General features: G+C 49.9%; 19 protein-coding genes. 6 read left to right on the forward strand and 13 right to left on the reverse strand.

Going from position 1 to position 18,483, the window contains the following annotated elements; genetic code table 11:
• Window positions 1-29: 29 nt before the first annotated feature.
• From NDA01_RS07425 to petN, 3 genes are all read right to left on the reverse strand, one after another.
• Complete coding sequence (locus NDA01_RS07425; RefSeq protein WP_255524968.1) at window positions 30-161, reverse strand: hypothetical protein; 132 nt, start codon at window positions 159-161, stop codon at window positions 30-32.
• Between the two features lie 336 nt (window positions 162-497).
• A complete protein-coding gene (locus NDA01_RS07430; protein WP_190437040.1) occupies window positions 498-749 on the reverse strand; it encodes a hypothetical protein in 252 nt (83 codons plus the stop codon).
• A gap of 156 nt (window positions 750-905) precedes the next feature.
• The gene (gene petN, locus NDA01_RS07435; RefSeq protein WP_190436771.1) at window positions 906-995 is read right to left on the reverse strand and encodes a cytochrome b6-f complex subunit PetN; all 90 of its coding nucleotides are present in this window, start codon (window positions 993-995) and stop codon (window positions 906-908) included.
• A gap of 182 nt (window positions 996-1,177) precedes the next feature.
• On the opposite strand from petN, the gene NDA01_RS07440 reads away from it, so the two are divergent.
• A complete protein-coding gene (locus NDA01_RS07440) occupies window positions 1,178-1,642 on the forward strand; it encodes a hypothetical protein (protein WP_190436773.1) in 465 nt (154 codons plus the stop codon).
• 245 nt (window positions 1,643-1,887) lie between these two features.
• Window positions 1,888-4,113, forward strand: a complete 2,226-nt coding sequence (locus NDA01_RS07445; RefSeq protein ID WP_348227441.1) for a PAS domain-containing sensor histidine kinase — start codon at window positions 1,888-1,890, stop codon at window positions 4,111-4,113.
• Window positions 4,114-4,148: 35 nt separating this feature from the next.
• On the opposite strand, the gene NDA01_RS07450 is transcribed toward NDA01_RS07445, so the two are convergent.
• Both NDA01_RS07450 and NDA01_RS07455 read right to left on the reverse strand, forming a co-directional pair.
• Entirely contained in the window at window positions 4,149-4,820 is a 672-nt protein-coding gene (locus tag NDA01_RS07450; protein ID WP_348227442.1) for an SDR family oxidoreductase, read from the reverse strand.
• A 101-nt stretch (window positions 4,821-4,921) separates the two neighbouring features.
• Window positions 4,922-5,572, reverse strand: a complete 651-nt coding sequence (locus NDA01_RS07455) for a DUF938 domain-containing protein (protein ID WP_431193341.1) — start codon at window positions 5,570-5,572, stop codon at window positions 4,922-4,924.
• Window positions 5,573-5,695: 123 nt separating this feature from the next.
• Between NDA01_RS07455 and NDA01_RS07460 the strand changes: the two genes are divergently transcribed.
• Window positions 5,696-6,916 carry an FAD-dependent monooxygenase gene (locus NDA01_RS07460; RefSeq protein WP_348227443.1) on the forward strand — a complete coding sequence of 407 codons (1,221 nt, stop codon included), beginning with the start codon at window positions 5,696-5,698 and terminating at the stop codon, window positions 6,914-6,916.
• 60 nt (window positions 6,917-6,976) lie between these two features.
• Here NDA01_RS07460 and NDA01_RS07465 read toward each other — a convergent pair whose 3' ends face one another.
• Complete coding sequence (locus tag NDA01_RS07465) at window positions 6,977-7,672, reverse strand: S-layer homology domain-containing protein (RefSeq protein ID WP_348227444.1); 696 nt, start codon at window positions 7,670-7,672, stop codon at window positions 6,977-6,979.
• Window positions 7,673-7,784: 112 nt separating this feature from the next.
• On the opposite strand from NDA01_RS07465, the gene NDA01_RS07470 reads away from it, so the two are divergent.
• Window positions 7,785-7,919 carry a hypothetical protein gene (locus NDA01_RS07470; RefSeq protein WP_348227445.1) on the forward strand — a complete coding sequence of 45 codons (135 nt, stop codon included), beginning with the start codon at window positions 7,785-7,787 and terminating at the stop codon, window positions 7,917-7,919.
• Here NDA01_RS07470 and NDA01_RS07475 read toward each other — a convergent pair.
• Genes NDA01_RS07475 through NDA01_RS07485 form a run of 3 tightly spaced genes read right to left on the reverse strand, consistent with a single transcriptional unit; the run spans window position 7,911 to window position 11,076 of the window.
• Complete coding sequence (locus NDA01_RS07475; RefSeq protein ID WP_348227446.1) at window positions 7,911-9,134, reverse strand: DUF790 family protein; 1,224 nt, start codon at window positions 9,132-9,134, stop codon at window positions 7,911-7,913. The two genes, NDA01_RS07470 and NDA01_RS07475, sit on opposite strands and share 9 nt — an antisense overlap.
• A complete protein-coding gene (locus NDA01_RS07480) occupies window positions 9,064-10,605 on the reverse strand; it encodes a DEAD/DEAH box helicase (RefSeq protein ID WP_348227447.1) in 1,542 nt (513 codons plus the stop codon). The genes NDA01_RS07475 and NDA01_RS07480 overlap by 71 nt, the downstream gene beginning before the upstream one ends.
• Before the next feature lie 27 nt (window positions 10,606-10,632).
• A complete protein-coding gene (locus NDA01_RS07485) occupies window positions 10,633-11,076 on the reverse strand; it encodes a YidH family protein (RefSeq protein WP_190436795.1) in 444 nt (147 codons plus the stop codon).
• 424 nt (window positions 11,077-11,500) lie between these two features.
• Between NDA01_RS07485 and NDA01_RS07490 the strand changes: the two genes are divergently transcribed.
• The gene (locus NDA01_RS07490) at window positions 11,501-12,055 is read left to right on the forward strand and encodes a pentapeptide repeat-containing protein (RefSeq protein WP_348227448.1); all 555 of its coding nucleotides are present in this window, start codon (window positions 11,501-11,503) and stop codon (window positions 12,053-12,055) included.
• A 22-nt stretch (window positions 12,056-12,077) separates the two neighbouring features.
• On the opposite strand, the gene NDA01_RS07495 is transcribed toward NDA01_RS07490, so the two are convergent.
• A complete protein-coding gene (locus NDA01_RS07495; RefSeq protein ID WP_190436801.1) occupies window positions 12,078-13,664 on the reverse strand; it encodes a B12-binding domain-containing radical SAM protein in 1,587 nt (528 codons plus the stop codon).
• Window positions 13,665-13,784: 120 nt separating this feature from the next.
• The gene (locus NDA01_RS07500; RefSeq protein WP_348227449.1) at window positions 13,785-14,903 is read right to left on the reverse strand and encodes a M28 family peptidase; all 1,119 of its coding nucleotides are present in this window, start codon (window positions 14,901-14,903) and stop codon (window positions 13,785-13,787) included.
• A gap of 105 nt (window positions 14,904-15,008) precedes the next feature.
• Here NDA01_RS07500 and NDA01_RS07505 point away from each other — a divergent pair, with 105 nt between their 5' ends.
• Window positions 15,009-15,560: a hypothetical protein gene (locus tag NDA01_RS07505; RefSeq protein ID WP_348227450.1), complete on the forward strand. Its 552-nt coding sequence runs from the start codon at window positions 15,009-15,011 to the stop codon at window positions 15,558-15,560.
• Window positions 15,561-15,567: 7 nt separating this feature from the next.
• Here the strand turns inward: NDA01_RS07505 and NDA01_RS07510 are convergent, their stop codons facing one another.
• Together NDA01_RS07510 and NDA01_RS07515 are read right to left on the reverse strand one after the other, a co-directional pair.
• Window positions 15,568-17,046, reverse strand: a complete 1,479-nt coding sequence (locus NDA01_RS07510; protein WP_348227451.1) for a TFIIB-type zinc ribbon-containing protein — start codon at window positions 17,044-17,046, stop codon at window positions 15,568-15,570.
• Window positions 17,047-17,056: 10 nt separating this feature from the next.
• A complete protein-coding gene (locus NDA01_RS07515) occupies window positions 17,057-18,169 on the reverse strand; it encodes an SPFH domain-containing protein (RefSeq protein WP_190436808.1) in 1,113 nt (370 codons plus the stop codon).
• Window positions 18,170-18,483: the final 314 nt, after the last annotated feature.

Genomic DNA, 18,483 nt, shown 5'->3' on the forward strand with positions numbered 1-18,483 from the left:
AGCAATTCTAGTCTTCAATTAATGGGAGATTAATGGGACGCTACATGCCGAATTGCGATCGCTGCTGTAAACAAACCCAGCCCCATCGCCAGCGCACCACCAGGAGATTCGCTCAATATTAATATCACCACAAGCATTGCCAAAGATAAGAAAATACTCATAGGGATAGCTCTACAAAAAAGAATTACTTTAAATTTCCCGAAAATCGCTGGTTAACCGCGATCGCTTTGTAACTTTTGTGTAAAAAGCTACAAATTACAGCCACGACGCTACCAATTCTCATCACCGTATCACAGCAAAACTTGGCTTGTCGTCACGTAGATCACAAGACAGCAAACCGCAGATCACAAATCTGTAGATGCCAGGTAGATGCTAGAAAAATTCCTGGTTTCTCTTAGTTCGCACAAATCAATCTGAAGCACTCTTCAGAGATACTGAGCGATCTTTAAGTGCTGCAATTACTGATTAAAGTTAGTTTTATTCCTGGCTCGCCTGAATCATTCAGATTTTTTGGCTCGACGGCCTGGGGTCTTTTCCCGCTGCTCTTTGCCACGCCGATTGCGACCGCGGGATTTTTCTTGTTGCTCTTGTTCCCGGCGAACCCGGCCTGGGACTTGCTCTCGCTGCTCCTGCTCCCGCCGACGGCGATCGCGCCAATCCACAGCGGTCAAATAGGCAACGCCACCAGTAACAGTGATCAACAGTCCGAGCGCAGCAATAACGAGGATGTTAGCAACAGTAGCTTCCACAATAACTTTTGAATGAAAACAATCAAGAACGAAAAAGATTTGCCTTTGAAGAATACTTAGATGCGTGAAGCCAATAACTCTAAGTTTGTTGATTGAGGCTTAACCCCACCCCGCCTATGGTACCCCTCTCCCTAGAGAGAGGGGACGGGGAAGGAGTTAAAACCCGTTACGGCCCCAAACCACCATCGAGATCGAAAAGGTAAAGACAGCGAGGAGAGAAACCCAGCCCAGCGTCAGAATATCCATATTGTTAAAGACAAGCCTATGAAACTACTCCGACCCTTATGATAATTCAAAACTTGAGCAATCAATGCCTCCATTTTGTCCGTCACTAGCTCAGCTCAACCCTGACAATTAATTGCAAATTTAGCGATCGGGTGGCCCAACCTGATACAATCGCGCCTTGACAGGATTGAGCAAAATTGCGCATGGTAAACGGGTCTTTCGAGCTGAATTTAGCAGAACGCATTGAATCGCTCAAAGCAGGAACCTTAGCCGCTTTGTCTGTCTGCGTGGCCTTTGCCGCGATCGCGCTTGTCAACAGTCAAGTTTTGGCTACCCAGTTTGCTAGCCTCGCCAGCCTACAAATCGCCAGTATCGAAGCCAATTTGCTCATTAGTGGTGCGATCGCCATTTTGGCGGGGTTTCTGTTCGGGGTCACCTACCGCTATGTGATCCGCGAAGACCAAAATCCGCACCTCAAGTCGGGTGTAGTATTAGCTTTTGGCTTAGTGCGTGGGTTGGCGCAGGTGGATGTGGGGTTCAACCTCCAAGGGACACTTTGGCCGTTTGGGGTGCTGGCGATCGAAAGTATCTGCCTGTTTGCGATCGCTCGTTTGGCCTTAGACTTTGCGATTCAGCAGGATTGGGTCAAACGGTTTAATTCCAACTAGGCTTTTCACCCAACCCCCTGGTTTTAGCTTGGGGTGAAACTGGGTTGAACTCAGCAATATTACGAATAAAGCCGCGCTAATTAGCTGATGCAGATTCCGTAAACAGTCTTAGAAAAATCATGACTAGATTGGGAAGTCTTAGGTCTAGTGTCAGTACTTTCTGCCCAAATTTTTGGCAACCTTAAGGCAACCTCAAAAGTTTAGGAAGCTGATGCTGCCCAAAATTAGCTTCTCAAGCAGCCCCTATGCACCATCCACTAGCAGCGACTTCTTGCCAGCCTCATCAGTTAGGCTTCACCCGCTCTCTAGGGCCTGTGCAAAATGGCGAAACCATGATTCTCGACCCTGACGGATATGTTTGCAGTTGGAATGCAGGGGTTCAAAACTTAGAAGGCTATCAGTCAGAGGAAGTGATTGGGCAGCATTTCTCTTGCTTTTTTCCGGCTGAGGATATGGAGCAAGGTCAACCTAGCCAAGTTCTGGCAACTGCGATCGCTCAAGGTCGTGTTGCTGAGGAGAGGTGGCAGGTTCGTAAAGACGGCTCTCGATATTGGGCCAGTGTGGTTCTAACCGCACTATTTGATATCAATGGACAACTCCAAGGGATTTCTCAAGTTACTCAAGACCTCACAGCCCGTAAACTTACTGCTGAAAAGGGTGTTGAAGACAAACGCTCTGAGGCAGAAGTCGCATTAAGCATGTCTCAAGCAGAGTTAATGACTCTATTTGGGGCGATGCAAGATGTGATTTTAGTGATTAGTGCTGAAGGCCGTTACTTAAAAATTGCACCGAGTTGCACTCCCCTCCTATACCGTCCTTCAACTGATTTGGTGGGCAAGACCATGCATGAGGTACTGCCTCAAGCAGCAGCAGACTTTTTCTTACACCACATTCAGCAAGCTCTAACGACACAAACCGCTGTCAAGGTTGAGTACAGTTTACCTGTTGAGGATCAACTGATTTGGTTTGATGCCACGCTGGTCGCCTTGACCGAACAATCTGTGTTGTGGGTAGCACGAGACATTAGCGCTCGCAAGCAGGCAGAGCAAGCGCTAGTGGATCAAGTGCGACTGGCTGCCTTCCGATCCGAGGTTGATGCTTCCCTGACTCGCAGTGATGACCTCCAGGAAATGCTCCATCAATGCACCAATGCGGTGGTGGGGCATTTAGATGCTGCCTTTGCCCGGATCTGGCTCCTCAACCCAGAAGAGAACATTTTAGAGCTGCAAGCTAGCTCTGGTCTCTACACCCATCTTGATGGTGCTCATGCCCGTGTCCCAGTCGGCCAGTTCAAGATTGGCCTGATTGCTGCCGAACGCGAGCCACACTTAACCAATACGGTGCTGGACGATCCTCGGGTTGGCGATAAAGCCTGGGCGCTGCGAGAGGGTATGGTGGCTTTTGCTGGCTACCCCCTCATGGTGGAAGATCAGTTGTTAGGTGTAATAGCTTTGTTTGCTCGCCAGCCCCTCAGCACTTCTACTCTAGATGCTTTGGCCTTTGTGGCTCAAGAAGTTGCACTGGGCATTAAACGTAAGCAAACAGAAACTGCCTTGCGCCAATCTGAAACCCAACTACGAGAAAAAGCCCAACAACTAGAATCAACGCTCTGGGAACTCCAACAAACCCAAACCCAAATTATTCAAAGCGAAAAAATGTCTAGCTTAGGGCAGCTTGTCGCTGGGGTGGCTCACGAGATCAACAATCCCGTCAACTTCATCTATGGCAACCTGAAACACGCGAACGAGTATACACAAGACCTCTTAGGGCTACTCCAGCTTTATCAACAACATTATCCCCATCCGATCGCAGCTGTGGAGGCGGAAGCAGCGGCCATCGATCTTGATTTCTTAGTGGAAGATCTGCCTAAACTGCTCTCTTCAATGAAAATAGGAGCCGAGCGCATCCGGCAGATTGTCGTCTCTCTGCGTCACTTCTCTCACATGGATGAGGCGGGGATGAAAGCGGTTAACCTCCATGAAGGTATTGACAGTACGCTGATGATTTTGCAGAATCGCTTCAAAGCTGGAGATGGCCACCTTGCCATTGAATTGGTCAAGAATTATGGTGATATCCCCTTGGTCGAGTGCTATGCAGGGCAGCTCAATCAAGTATTTATGAATATCCTCACCAATGCCATTGATGCTCTGGAGTCACAGAATCAACAGCGCTCCTTGCGAGACGCAGTTCAGAATCCAAGTCGAATTTGTATTTACACAGAGAGAGCCAGTGCTGATCGAGTCCGAATCAGGATTGCTGATAATGGACCTGGACTATCGCCAGTGGTTCAACAACGCTTATTTGACCCCTTCTTCACGACAAAGCCTGTCGGCAAAGGCACAGGTCTAGGCATGTCAATCAGCTATCAGATCGTGAAAGAAAAGCATGGCGGCTCTCTACACTGTGTTTCTGAAATTGGCCACGGTGCAGAATTTGTGATCGAGATTCCCATTAGCCAGGAGCCAAAATAAGCGATCAAGCGATCGCTAGCCTTGGATGCCTGAACTTAAGGCAGCGCAAATTCGGCAAACTCAACCGGGACAAACAACATCTGGCGATCAATGGCAGAGAGAATTTTGTGATTGGCGCGATCGGATTGGAGACACTGACAAACCAGGTGTGCTACATCAGCCCGATGAATCATGCCGGATACCTTCGGATCTTCTGTCAGCACTGCATTTCCGGTTGCAGGTTCAGACTTTAAGCCACCCGGTCGGACAATCGTGTAGTTCAAGCCACTAGCAATCAGATGTTGCTCTGCTTTCTCCTTCTCAATCAACACAGGCCGTAACGTCTCTAATGCCTGTGGGGAAAGAGCGACAATACTCTCGCCACTGCCAATAGAGGATACCAAAATAAATTTTGCGGCTCCTACTTTCACGGCTGCATCTATTAGGTTTTTGTTGCCTAGATAGTCGGCTCTTTCTCCATCCTTAGGCAAGCCACCAATGGTGCTGATCACAGCCTGAATTGGGGTTCCCTGCATTGCCTGCTCTACTTCAGCGGCGCTTAAAGCATCGCCCAGCACCACTGTAATGCCCATTGCTTCTAGTTCTGAGCGAGCTGCCTCAGAGCGCAACAGGGCCTTCACTTGGATGCCTTGTTCGACTAAACAACGAGCGATTTCTCGGCCTACACCCCGACTTGCACCTGCCAGGAAAACATAAGTCGTAGTCATCCCTAAATCTATCCTCATCAAGCCTGATTAGTTCCATAGTAGAGGTAGGCACAGCCAGAAACCCACCACTGCTCCTAGAGGATCATCAACAAAACTCGTTGCTAAAGATGCTGAAAGATCACAGAGAGATTGTTGGCAGGCATCGGTACCGTCTCCAATAGAGTCAGATTTTGAGCGTTGGCTGCTGCGACGACATCTTCTAAGTGCCGCACACCCCACTCCGGATTTTGCGATCGCAGCGTCTCATCGAAAAACTCATTGCTGGGAGCCGTGTGCTGTCCACTTTGCTGATAAGGGCCATAGAGATACAGAATGCCCCCCGCCGGAAGTATGCGTCCTGCGCCAGCCATTAGTCCTAGACAAGCTGACCAAGGCGCAATATGAATCATATTAATGCAGACGATCGCGCTAATGGGTGGCTCAGGCAGATCGTTGCCATCGCTGGCTATCTCAACAGGCCAAACAGGGTCACGGGCATCTAATTGTAAGGGCGATCGCAGCTGCTTGGACGGCCATTCTTGTTGCCACGCGGCAATGCTTGCCACCATTTCAGGATTGGGGTCGCTGGCCTGCCAAATTCTTGGTTGGAGGCGTGGTGCCAAGAAGATGGCATGTTCTCCAGTGCCACTGGCTAGTTCCAAGACTGTGCCTGTGTCAGGTAACACTCGCTGCAACACTTGCAAAATCGGCTCTCGGTTGCGAGCAGTTGCAGGCGCATGGCGACAAGCATGATTGTTCATTTGGTCAGTCAAACTGGCTTACCTCTCATTTCTCACCTTGCTCATCGTAATAGCCTGCTAGCAATCAGCATCAGTTACAGTGAGTAAATTGCCATTGTCATTTTTGTAGCTTAAGTTTCCTCCGTGCATGTAGCTATGCAACAAAACCATATTCCGACTCAACCTTCTATCAAAAAAGCAATTGTCATCGGCGGTGGTATCGGTGGCCTCACGCTGGCCCGGGCTTTTCTAGATGTCGGAATTGATGTTGAACTATATGAAAAGCGATCGCTGGATGCCATGCTCTCTGGGCCAGGCGGTATCTTTATTCAGCGCAATGCCATCCGCATCTACCAACTGTTATGGGCAGGTAAGCTTTACAACGCTCTTTATGAGAAGGGTGGCAAAATCCGCAAAGGAGGATTTTTTAATCAGAAGGGTCGCCCTTTATACCTCAATGCTCCAGAGTTTATTCAAGAAGAGAATTTAGGGATTTGTTTATTACGACCAGAGCTTCAGCAGATTCTCTATCAAGCTCTCCCTCCAGATAAGGTACATACAGGAGTCGCTTTTGAGAAATTTGAAGACTTGGGCGATCGCGTGCGAGTCTCCTTTCAAGATGGCAGCATCGAAGGAGATATCCTGGTGGGGGCAGACGGGCTGTATTCCAGGGTAAGAGCTAGTCTAGAGAATTGTGAGCGTTTGACACCACCAATTTATAGCGGCACCACTTGCTGGCGAGGTTATTTTTCTGGTGCTGGGCTGCCGTTGGACCCAGAATACAGTTGGTTGGAATTTTGGGGTAAAGGCAATCGCTTCGGCTACTTCGATGTTGGCGGCGGGCGCTTTTCGTTCTATGCCTTCCAAAACACCGCAATGGGGGGTGAGGACGCTAGCCAAGGCGGTGCTTTGCCCATGTTGCGATCGCTGGCTTCCAACTATGCTGAGCCAGTCCCTGCGATTGTGAATAGTCTGGGTGAGTATCCAATTTATCGGGATGATATTTTCGATCGCGAACCGTTGGGTCAGCAGTGGGGAAAAGGCCGAGTGACTTTAATCGGCGATGCTGCCCATCCCGTACAGCCTAGCTTAGGCCAAGGAGGTTGTATGGCCATCGAAGATGCTTTCGAGCTGGCTAAGCAGTTAAAGCAAGCAGGCGATCGCACCCAGATAGTATCCTTATTACGAGAATTTGAAGCTAGCCGCAGCCACCGTGTTGCTCAGGTATTTACCTCCTCGCGACAAGTCAGCCAACTGGGGCAGACTGACTCCGCAGTAGGTTGCTTCATGCGTAACTGGATTTATCAGCTGACTCCGACTTGGTTGGGAGATTTACAATTCAAGTGGCTCTTCGATTACCACCCTACTTGGAGTTAGCAAGATTGAGCGGATTCTGAAAAAGCTGCGGCAGCTCTATTCAGCCTAAGCGCGACTTGATTATTGAGGTGTTGGAGTTTCCTGAGCAGGCGTAGAATCAGGTCTCGTTTGCCGCGCTAAATATTGGCTCAAGGCATAAGCCAAGTCACCTCGCGTGATTGGCTGGAGCGGACTAATGCGGTTCCTTTCCACATTGACAAAGCCTTCATTCAGCGCCGTTGCCATGGCCTTACGTGCCCACGCAGGAATGTTTTGGGAGTCAGGATAGCGAGCCAAAATCGCCTCTACGGTTGCATCTGGGAACTGGTACACGCCATAGGCTTGAGCAAAAATTGCCAGGGCTTCGGCTCTAGTTATTTTCTGGTTGGGATAGAACAAACGACCGCGATAGCCTGTCATGGTCTTTGTTTTTAGCACCGTTTGGATGTCTTTATAGCCCCAGTAGTTAGGCGATACATCATCTACAGGCACTGGCTCACCTTGCTTAGCCGCCGCTCGCTGATTCAACTGAAACGTTTTGACTAAGATAGAAGCCAGCTCGGCGCGACTGAGCAAATCAGTTTCACGAAAATCCCCGTTACTATCTTTTGTCATCAAGCCAGCCGCAACTACCGCTGCGATCGGATCAGCGACAGGGGCGATCACTTCTACAGGTTCACCCAAGGGTGGTGTCTCAGGTACAGATTGCGCTTGCACTACCAATTGCAAGCCTTGTAGCAATACCACTAAAGAAATGGCGCTGAGTAAGCGGTGCATCTCTTACATCCCTCCTGACTATGCCAACTCTACAAATTGCCGATCGCTTAAACCCGGTAGAGCTTTTGAATTCAAACCTCTCGCCGGAGTTTTCAGATTCGGCTTAACGAACGTGCTAGAGATTGCGTCGTTCAGTCGGGTCAACTTAGTTGATGACCCCGATACCCAAGTTGACGAGGCAATTGGTTTTATGTTTCAGCAAATTTACTCATCAGCCTCGATTAGCGATCGCTTTGGTTTAGTTTGAGTCAGCGATCGCCGCCAACACGGCTTTTGGAGCCAATTTATCCTTAAACCAAATAATTTTTGCAGGAGTATCTTGTACCTTTACGCCTGCTTTTTCCAGGTTTAAGCGCTCGGAAATGGCCAAAATTAAGTTGTCGCAACCCGATTGGCGCACCTGGGAAAATTTCTTGCGGAGATATTCCGGTCGCCAGTAACCCACAATTTCGAGCAGAAACGTCCGACCGTCGGGATGTACAAGGCGAAAGTCGGGGATCATGACACTGCCCGGAATCGGGATTAAATCGACTTCTCGTTCCAATTGCCACTCAGATTTCAGAGAATCCCAGCGATCGGCAAAGGAAGCTTCCAACATGCTGTCGTAGGGCTTGCCAGGAGGGTAGTGAGTCACCAAACCACAATCGTCTTTGAGGCTGAAGTGGCGCAATTTGGGTTCATTCGTGTAAAAATCGCGGGTTTGCAAAGTGGCTTTTAGGTTCCACTTCGTCACATGCAGCATCGCCGGAATCAGTTTAGCGATATCCAAGCCGTAGCGGGTACTGACTTTGAACAAGCTAGCAGGCCCATCAATCGTGATCGTAAAGCCATGATCCGCGTCACCTTCAATGTAGGTCATCAGTTGAAACAGCTTCAGGTAACGGAACAGCAGCTTGTATTCACCCGGATCGTTGCGATGCACATTCAAGATAATGTGGCTGGCTTTGTAGAATACGCCCTGCACTTGTGACAAGTTGTAGCGATGCAGCAACGCTTCGGGCGTAGGTTCTTCAAATTGGGTGAGGATGCGGTTCTCTGCTAAGTCGGCATACAAGCCAGCGCGGATTTGGTCTGGGAAGACTTCTCGCTCTAGTTCTTTGCTCAACGAATCTGCCAACCGATCCAATGTTTGAGGAGTCGCTTGGGGGCTGGGCAGCGTATTCGCAGCAAAGGCAAAGACTCGTTCTCGCAACTGCTGCGGCTCTAGAGGGCTGATGATCTCAAACGTACACATAGCACTCTTGAGCAAATGCGCCAAACCCCGCTTCATGCGGTAGTCAGGGGTGTCTCCTTCGAGTTCTTGCAGTTGCCGATTCAGTTCTCCCTGCGTCTGCCCCACAACATCTCGAAACAACGAGATCAGCTCAGTGGCGATCGCTACATTTGTCGCCTCAAGCTTCAGGCGTTTCGGGATGATCTCCTCCCCACTGTATCGGTGAATCAGCAGCTCGGTGGGTAACATGGGCGCTTATCTCGTAGGGGCTAGAGGTAGGATTTGAGGGGACAATTTCTAATTGTCGGGGTTGCTGTGCAGGTTTGGGCTTGAATTTGGCAGTAGTCGGGGTAGTAGTGGAACGACGGCGATCGGAGATATTTTCTTCGCTGGTCTGCTCTGCCACCACTTCATACAGCATGGCTAATTTCTCGCCTTCTTTGCTTCTACGGAGCACGCGACCCAATCGCTGAATAAATTCTCGTTGTGAACCAGTACCAGAGAGAATCACGGCGACACTGGCTTCTGGTACATCAACCCCTTCGTTGAGTACGTGAGATGTCACCAGAGTTTTGTAAGTGCCGTTGCGAAAGCGGTCTAGAATCTCGTGGCGTTCTTTGACTGGGGTTTGGTGGGTCAACGCTGGAATCAAGAAATTTTGCGAGATCCGATAAACCGTGGCATTGTCGTTAGTGAAGATGAGGATACGCTCTGGATAGTGCTGCGATAACAGATCGGCTAAGACTCGGAGCTTTCCTTCTGTGCCTAAGGCGATCTCCTTCGACTCGCGGTGGGCTAACATGGCTCTGCGTCCTGCCTGCGATCGGGCACTCGCCTGCACAAACCGCTGCCACCCCTGCATACTCCCCAGGCGGATATTTACATCCTGCAAAAACTGATTGCGAGTTTTGATCAACTCATCGTAGCGATCGCGCTCTTGGGCCGAGAGTTTCACCTTAATCTGCACCACTTCATGATTCGCCAGTGCCGTTCCAGAGAGTTCCTCAGGCGTGCGGCGGTAGACTTCTGGCCCTACTAGAGTTTCTAAGTCGGTATGTCTACCATCGGTGCGTTCTGGAGTAGCCGTGAGTCCCAAACGGTAAGGGGCGATCGCAAACTCAGCAATCACCCGGTTGAAGTCACTGGGTAAGTGATGGCATTCATCAAAAATTAGCAGCGCATATTGGTTGCCCAAGGATTCTGCGTTGATCGCGGCGCTGTCGTAAGTAGAAACGAGGATGGGGGTGCGATCGCGGGAGCCTCCACCCAACAAACCAATCTCTACATCTGGGAAGGCAGCCATCAGGTGGGCGTACCACTGATGCATCAAATCTAAAGTGGGCACCACAATCAGCGTGTGACGAGGTGTGGCTTGCATCGCCATTTGCGCTAAGTACGTCTTCCCTGCCGCCGTGGGCAGAACTACCACGCCTTGTCGTCCTGCTTCTATCCAGGCCGCTAGCGCCTCGCTTTGGTGAGGATAGGGTTGCATCTCCACACTCGCCACCAAAGGCAATGGCGCAAAAATCCGCGCTTGGTCTTCAAAAGCGGTGCCGTCGGATTGCAGCGCTTCCACCAATTCGCGGTAGTGAATCGCTGGAATTCGGAAGCGTTCTACCCGGTCGTCCCAGGTGGCAAACTCAATCCACGCTTTACCTTTCGGTGGTGGATGCAGAATCAATGTACCCCGATCAAATGAGAGCGTAGGAGTGCGAGCCATCAGTCCCTAGCAGTTGTTCCCTTCCGCTCATTCTATAGGTTTAGTGAGATTCGGGCGATCGCTGTTGTGGGGAGGAACAGGCGTATTGAAATTTCTCCACAGAACCAAAGGAATGCTAAGCGACCCTAAAACAGCCACAGCAATCGTCATCACCCAAACAAGCCATCGACTGGGACGATAATCTCCTCGCTCGATTTGCCAAAACACCTGGTTGTAGTGCCAACCCGCGATCAAGATGGTGGCAATTCCCAGAATCACCAAACTCAATCCTAAGTTTGACGAGTTCAAAAACGGATGTACTCGCGCGCTCTGTTGCGTCAAAGTGATTTGCAGTTGCTGCAAAAATAGCCCGAAACGAGCGATCGCAAAGCCAAAGCCAATCAGCGCGATCGAGGTTCGCAGCCAAGCCAGAAAAGTCCGCTCATTGGCTTGGTGTTCGCGTTGGCGATCGACTGTCGGTTTTTGAGTCATAGTCTTAACCTAAGCGGGAGCTGTTCTAGGAGAAGAGTTACTGAAAATCCTAAAAGCTTAATTCAATATTCCATGCTAGGGTGAAGGTAGTGAAGACTATTTTTTACTATCTAATTAACTCTATCAGCATCTCTAAATCTGAATTTCTACACAATCTGATCTAGGGATTTTCTACAGCATGGATTCAATGTAAGCCGTCTATCTTGCGGTGTTGTAGAGATTAAAATAGACTTTCTGAAACCGAGATATTCAGGTGCTGAAGCACTTGGCATTTGAGGAATTGCTTAAAAATCAATAAAACTGTGGCTCTAGTTAAATGCAGATTGTTCGTATTAGCTTGAGCAGGAAATTTTCGTTGAATTAAGCGCTATGGCTTAGGTTCAATCAGCATTCAATCTAATAATAAAAACTGGGGATAAACAAGATGGATACTCAAGAATTTTTGCAACAATATGCAGCAGGAGAACGCAACTTTAGCAGAGTTAACCTAGTGCATGTGTGCTTAACAAATGCCAAGTTGGTTGGGGCACATTTAACGGGAGCGCACTTGGTTGGCGCAGACTTACGAGGCGTGGATTTGACCAATGCCCACTTAGAGCAAGCAAAACTGAATCAGGCTTGCTTGGCCGATGCAGAAATGATCGAGGTCTGCCTGATTAGCGCCGAAATGGTTGGGGCTGACCTCAGCGGAGCCGATTTAACCAAAGCCAATTTAAGCGGTGCTGACCTGCGGGGAGTCAAGCTGGGAGGAGCTGACTTGAAGGGCGCTAACTTAAGTAAGACAGACCTCCGGGGAGCCGATCTTAGGGGAGCAGACCTGAGTGGTGCAGATTTACAGGAAGCCCAACTAGAGGGGGCCGACCTAGATGGAGCCTATCTAGAAGCAGCAGACTTACGGGGAGCCGCGATCGCAGGTACAACTCTAAAAGGCGTAGGATTGGCTAGCACCCGCATGCCCGATGGCAGCGTTCATGCCTAAGGGAACGCTTTTAGCAAACGCATCATAGCCTGACCAAAGTAGGTTGGGCTTCCGGTACCACAGGGGTGATCGTGGGATCGTAGCCCAACTGCTCAGTAATGCGTTGTCTCGCTAAAGCCCGATATTCCCAAAAATGCTCCCCAGCGGCGCATAAGCCCAGATACATTGCCAGAGTTTGGGGCTTGTTTCGCGCGATCGCCCATAACTGTCGCCAAAACTGCCCGCGAATTTCAGGTCGTCGTATTCCTTGGTGCCAGATTAACTGACTTACCAGCCTTAATCCTCTACCTGGCGTAAACTGCATCATCTGCTTGCGGCCTGAGGGAGGCGTAATGTTGAGGCATTGCTGAAAAGACCGCCTCAAGTAGTTAGTCGGTTCATACAAGGTCCAAAAACCCTCTACATACTCTTTGGCAATCTCCGCGATTGGTCGAGTGGGAACGAAATTCATTAAAGTATTCTGGTCGCCGACATCCGTTACGCCCGTACCTGCAACCAATCGTTGCTCTTGTTGCAGCCGATTCCATAAAGCCGTATTAGGCAGAGCTTGTAGAATCCCAAGCATGGGTTGAGGGATATTGGTTTGTTCTACAAAGGCTTGAATTCGCTCTCCTGCACCTGTGCGCTCTCCGTCAAAACCCAGAATAAAGCCAGCGTAGATCAGCATCCCTGCGTCATTGATTTTGCGGCAAGCCTCGATCAGCGGGTTACGAGTATTCTGCATCTTGCGCGTTACCTGGAGACTGTCTTGATCCGGCGTTTCAATGCCGAGGAAGACTGCGTAGAAACCTGCTTCCCCCATCATCTGTAGCAGCTCGTCATCTTCTGCCAGATTGACGGACGCTTCAGTCATAAAGGTGAAAGGATAGTTGTGTTCCTGCATCCAGGGAATCAACTCTCGTAAAAAGCGTTTGACGTTGCGCTGATTGCCAATAAAGTTATCATCCACAATAAAGAGCGAGCCTCGCCAACCTAGGTCGTACAGCGCTTGCAATTCAGCTAAGGCTTGCTGCGGTTCTTTGGTGCGGGGCTTTCGCCCGTAGAGCGTGATGATGTCACAAAACTCGCAATTAAAGGGGCAACCCCGCGAAAACTGGATCGCCATCATGAAATAGGCATCTAGTTGCAGCAAATCAAAGCGGGGCGGAGGGCTTAAGCTAACATCCGGTTTTTCGAGAGAGCGAAAGATACCTTGAGATTCGCCTTGAGCGATCGCCGTCAAAAACTGCGGCACCGTCATCTCTCCTTCATCCAGAATCAGATAATGCGCTCCGGAGTCTAGGGCATCTTGTGGCACTGATGTAGGGTAAGGTCCGCCCACAGCTACTTTCTTGCCCAATTGCACTGCTTTTTGAATCAGGGCGTGGAAGTCTGGTTTTTGCACCAGCATGGCGGAGAGAATAACTATGTCACACCATTCCCAGTCCGCCTCGGTTTCAACTTTGACGTTGCGATCGTAAAACCGAATATCCCAATCTTGAGGTAAAAGCGCTGCAACTGTAATAATTCCTAAGGGAGGAATAGCCGCTTTGAGTCCAGCTATTTCCATAAAGCGATCGTACGACCAAAAAGACTGAGGAAACCGAGGATAGAGCAGTAATGCTTTCATAGAGTCCTTGGCGTAGCTTTAGACTTAACCTTGGCAGGAGAAAATACCCCTCACATCTCGCAGAAGGCAGATCTTCAAAGGCCAGATCACTGTCGCCGTTGTAACAGAGATTGTGTAGGGCTACGAGTTGCTTGAGGTTGCTAAGCTATGACGTCCTTCCAGCAGGGCACTCACTGCATTAACCACAACCTGAGCAGACCCCGCAAAAAATTTCTGGTCAATCTTGTCTGGGGTATCACTGGGCTGATGGTAGTGAGGCGTGCGGAAATTTGCTGTATCTGTAATTACTACTGCACCAATCCCTTTTTGCCAAAACGGAGCGTGATCGCTGCGGAGCAAGTCTGGAGTCAACAAACCTCGCAGTGGAATCGGCAAAGTAATCACCGCGGGTTGTCCAGGTTTTGCAGGCTGATGGAAAGCTTCTAGGAGTGGTAGATGTTCTTGATCGCCAACCGCTGCTAAAAAATCTCCTTGGCTCGTCTTCGGTTGGAAAGGTAAACCAACTGGATACTTTTGACATCCTGGTTCGTAGCAGGCATATCCCAACATTTCCGGGATAATCACGCCTTGCAGATCTTGTAGCAGGTTGGCATCGGAGGTAAAGGCAAAGCTACCGAGCAAACCCCGCTCTTCTTGGTCAAAAAAAGTAATTCTTAAGGTGCGGGGAGTCGATCGCGAGCCGAGTAACTGAGCTACCTCCAGCGTGGTTGCGACTCCGGTCGCATTATCATCAGCTCCAGGAGACCCCACCACCGTATCAAAGTGAGCGGCCACGAGAATGCTGCCTGCTTGCGGGTCAGTCCCTGCTCGCTCAGCCACCACATTCACCCCACTACTAAACACCTGTAGGTAAGGTTGCCAGCCTGCTTGCTCCAAAGCTTTCAGAATATATTCTCTCGCTTGCAGGCGATCGCTCTCACTGTGCCGCTCAAAGGCCAAAGCCTGCACATGGGCAAACAGCCGCTTGGAATCGACCGTAGGAGCATTAACCTGGGAAATTGAAGGAGCGGCGCTAGAGTCGGGCGCTGACGGTGAAAATTGGGACAACTGCTCAGATAGGGCTGTATCCTTGCGAAAGTGATTCACAGCTAGATAAGCAGGCGATCGCCCATGCCAGTTTTGGCCTGCCACTAGCCCTATCAGCACCGTTAGTAAAAAGAGCGATACCCAAATCCATTGCCGCTTCCGCATAATTCGCCTGCCGCGATCGCAACTTGGTAATCCTAGCTCGTTTGCCATCCTGGTTGCAGGCAGCCTTTGCAGTCAAGATAGAACTAGAAGCCGCAATAGAAGTCGAGATCTATCAGCTTCTCAGATTACTGCTCCTGTTTTAGGAGAACGACTATGCTCCCCAAATTAGCAATTGCATTCACTGGCACATTGGCAATGCTAGCCATCGTTATAGCTAGCATTGCTCCCGCGATCGCTAGGGAAGAAGTCCCCATCAATAGCATCATCATTAGCGGTGTAGATGGCACTGGCACCGCCTTTGCCAGTCTCTCAGTGCCCGATCGTGGCAATGACCGAGCCTCCTTCGATAGCGAACTGAGTCTTTATGACCTCCACATCGCCAAGATGTATGAAGTCACTGATGCTTTATGTCAACGTCGGTTCACTTTTCCTTTTAACCAGCCGATTCAAGTTTTTCAATGGTCTTATTCAGCCAATAGCATCCCCATTGGTCAATTGCAGATTAGCTGCCGTGAAGCTGAAGATGTTGCCAACACCTATGGACGAGCCTTTTTGTCAGAATCCACCGTGATCCGCCGACCTCTAAGCGCGGACTCATCGCCCAGTGCCGAGATTCTCCAAATCCCCACCCTGAATCTCGCAGGATACCAAGTGCCCCTATGGAAAAGCTATACCCGTCGCCTACGGCTTAGCGGCAACTACTAGCGTTAAGTTAAGGCGCAGCCTCAGCCTGTTTTCGCTTGGCGTAGTCAAAGTTGCGCTGGTACTCCTGCAACTTAGTTTGTGCCGTTTCGTAGTTGGCGCTATCAGGTGAAACTTCTTCTAGAAGCAGGATCGCTTGGTTCCACTGACTCGCCACAGCAGACCAATCTTCCTGAGTTTCGGCTGACTGCCCCAAAGTTGAGGCTTTTGTGGCTCGATTGATCGCTTGCCGAAATGGATCATTGGCATCTACTGGCTTAGTAGATTGAGTTAGAGCCGTTTTCGGGGATGCAGTCGGCGTTGTCGCTGGCAGCTCAGGAGATGTTGCTGGATCGGAAAGCGAAGGTGCGGTGACAGGTTCAGGCTGCGGAAGTTGCCGCTGTTGATAAGCATCAATACCAAACCAGGTACCAGCAACAATTGCAATTCCAGAAAGCACCGCCATTGTGATTTTGAAGATGCTGTAAGGGCGATCGCCCAACACTTCTCCCGTTTGGGCATTCACCATCACCTGATACTGCTTATTGTTGAAGCGGTAAGCCGAAAGCCACACAGGTAAAAGAATGTGCTTAAAGGTAATGGCACTATAGGCCGTGGAAACAGAATGCACTCGCTGCTCATCTCCCCCAATATTGCAGCATACATCCGAGTGAATCACTGGAGCCATCTTGCCTTTAGCGGTTTCAAATCCTTCTTGCAAAGTGACTTGATACCGTTGAGCCTTAAACCCTGCCAAAAACGAAGGATTATAAGGAGCCAACCGAGACAAATCCCAAGGCTCCAACTCTTCTAGGCGCTCAATATTTGCAGACTGTGAAGCTGCTACCAACACATCATCAAAGAAGCGATCGACTCGACCAGATACAGAATTCCAGCGAGTATGCCGCACTTGGCGAGTCTTAGTGACCGTTTTGCCCTCAGAATCAGTTTCTTGATAGGTTTCTGTCACATAGTAATAAGTCCCCCGCTCCCCTTGGTAATGGCTGACCGTGAAAGAATCGTAGGTCCAGAAAGGCAGGTACATGCCTTGCAAACCTTCATGTTGTGCCATTTTTTTCAGACCATTGGGTGCAAACCAAAGCTTGCCTAACCAGTGGTGAATTTTTTCACGAGCGGCTTTTTGCCCCACACTAAACGGCAACACGGCCTCTGGGGTAATAAGGGGATCTGCTGACTTGGGCTGAGCCACAATACTGGTGGCGCAGAAGGGACATAGCCCAGCCACATCGGGTGGCTCAAACTCAATTTGCGCCCGACAGCCCGGACAAGCCACTTCCAGCGCCGTCGTTGAGAGCGCTGCCATTTTCGTCCGACCTGTATTGAGATATTCCTCATACGATCGCTCCACCACTTGCTCTGCACTCTGAGGAATAAGTTCCTCTCGACCGCAGTAAGGACATTTCAGTTGACCTGCTTGAGGGTTGAACTGCAAACTTGCCCCACAACCAGGGCAAGGAAATTGTTTAATCAGGGGTTGAGTAGCGGTCATGGGGGTTCGTTTAGCTCACCGGAGGCGCAGGTGGAATTGAGGCTAGAACTGTGGCTAGCTCAGGCACTTCTGCAGCCAACTTCCAACTTTCCATCCCCGATCGCCATACGTGAGTTTGAGTCGTTAAGCCATTTTGAGGTAGTTGCTCTGGCGTAAATGGCCCCAGATTCTGACCACCCCGCGAAACAAACCACTGAATTTGGACAGGTGGTGGAGGGGGTGTTGTAAGCGCAGCGGGAGGTGCCACAGGTGCAGGCGGTGCCGCTTGCCCACCTTGAAGATTAGAGATGAGCTGCTGCCCCATCGCCAAACCCACGCCAAAATCCAGTGCTTGATTGCCGCCCCCCGGATTGTTAGCCGAGGCCTCAACCGCGTTAGCTGCTTGGAACTGAGCATATTGCTGCATGTTGCCCAAAATGCCCATCGACGCTCGCTTATCTAGGGCAGTCTCGACTTCAGGGGGTAGCGAGACGTTCTCAATTAGTAACTGAGTGAGTTCCAGCCCAAATTGCTGCACCTCTGGCTGCATCCCAGCCCGGATGGTTTCGCCCATCTCCCCGTAGCGAGAAGCAAAATCAAACAAGGCAATGTTGCCTCGGCCAAACCAGGTGGCAAAGGCCGTGATGATCATGTTGCGGATTTGATCGCTGACTTCATCTACCTGAAACAGGCCGTCCGTACTTACGAGCTGGCGAATCAGTTGAGCCGGGTCTGCCACTCGGATGTTGTAGCTGCCAAAGGCCCGCAGACGAACTGGACCTAATTCTGGATCGCGAATCGTAATGGCGTTGGGTGTGCCCCACTTCAAATTGGTAAAAATCTTGGTGTTGAAAAAGTAAACTTCTGCTTTGAAGGGAGAGTTAAACCCATACTTCCAGCCGCGTAGGGTGCTGAGAACAGGTAAATTTTGTGTCGTTAATTCGTAAAGCCCAGGACTAAACGTATCTGCAATTTGCCCTTCGTTGACGAATACAGCCTTCTGCCCAGGGCGTACCGTCAGCTTAGCCCCCATCTTAATTTCGTTGTTGTGGCGCTGAAACCGATAGGCGATCGTATCGTTGCTTTGATCGAGCCACTCAACGATATCGACAAATTCGCCTTTAATCTTGTCAAAAATGCCCACTCGGTTTTCTCCTAGATTTACCTGAGCTAGTCCTTAGACTCGTAATCGTTTGGTTGTGCTACTGGATACCTATCTACTTAGTGCCCATTTAGTAGGCAGAGTCATCATCTGAGTTCAAAAATCTTGGATGAAGTTCCAGAAAAAGCCATTTAGCTACACAAACCTTGACGAGCTGAGCTGAAATCAGTAACTTTCAGGAAAACTTTATGAATTTTGACGAAAACGGGCAAACTGAACTAGGGGAAATTCGGGAGCCATGCTACCTAGAATTCGCCTCTCGTGAGTCGCGTCCCTGCATAGAACCGTGAGGTGGA

This window comes from Trichocoleus desertorum AS-A10, from assembly GCF_039962155.1.
Taxonomy (GTDB): Bacteria; Cyanobacteriota; Cyanobacteriia; order FACHB-46; family FACHB-46; genus Trichocoleus.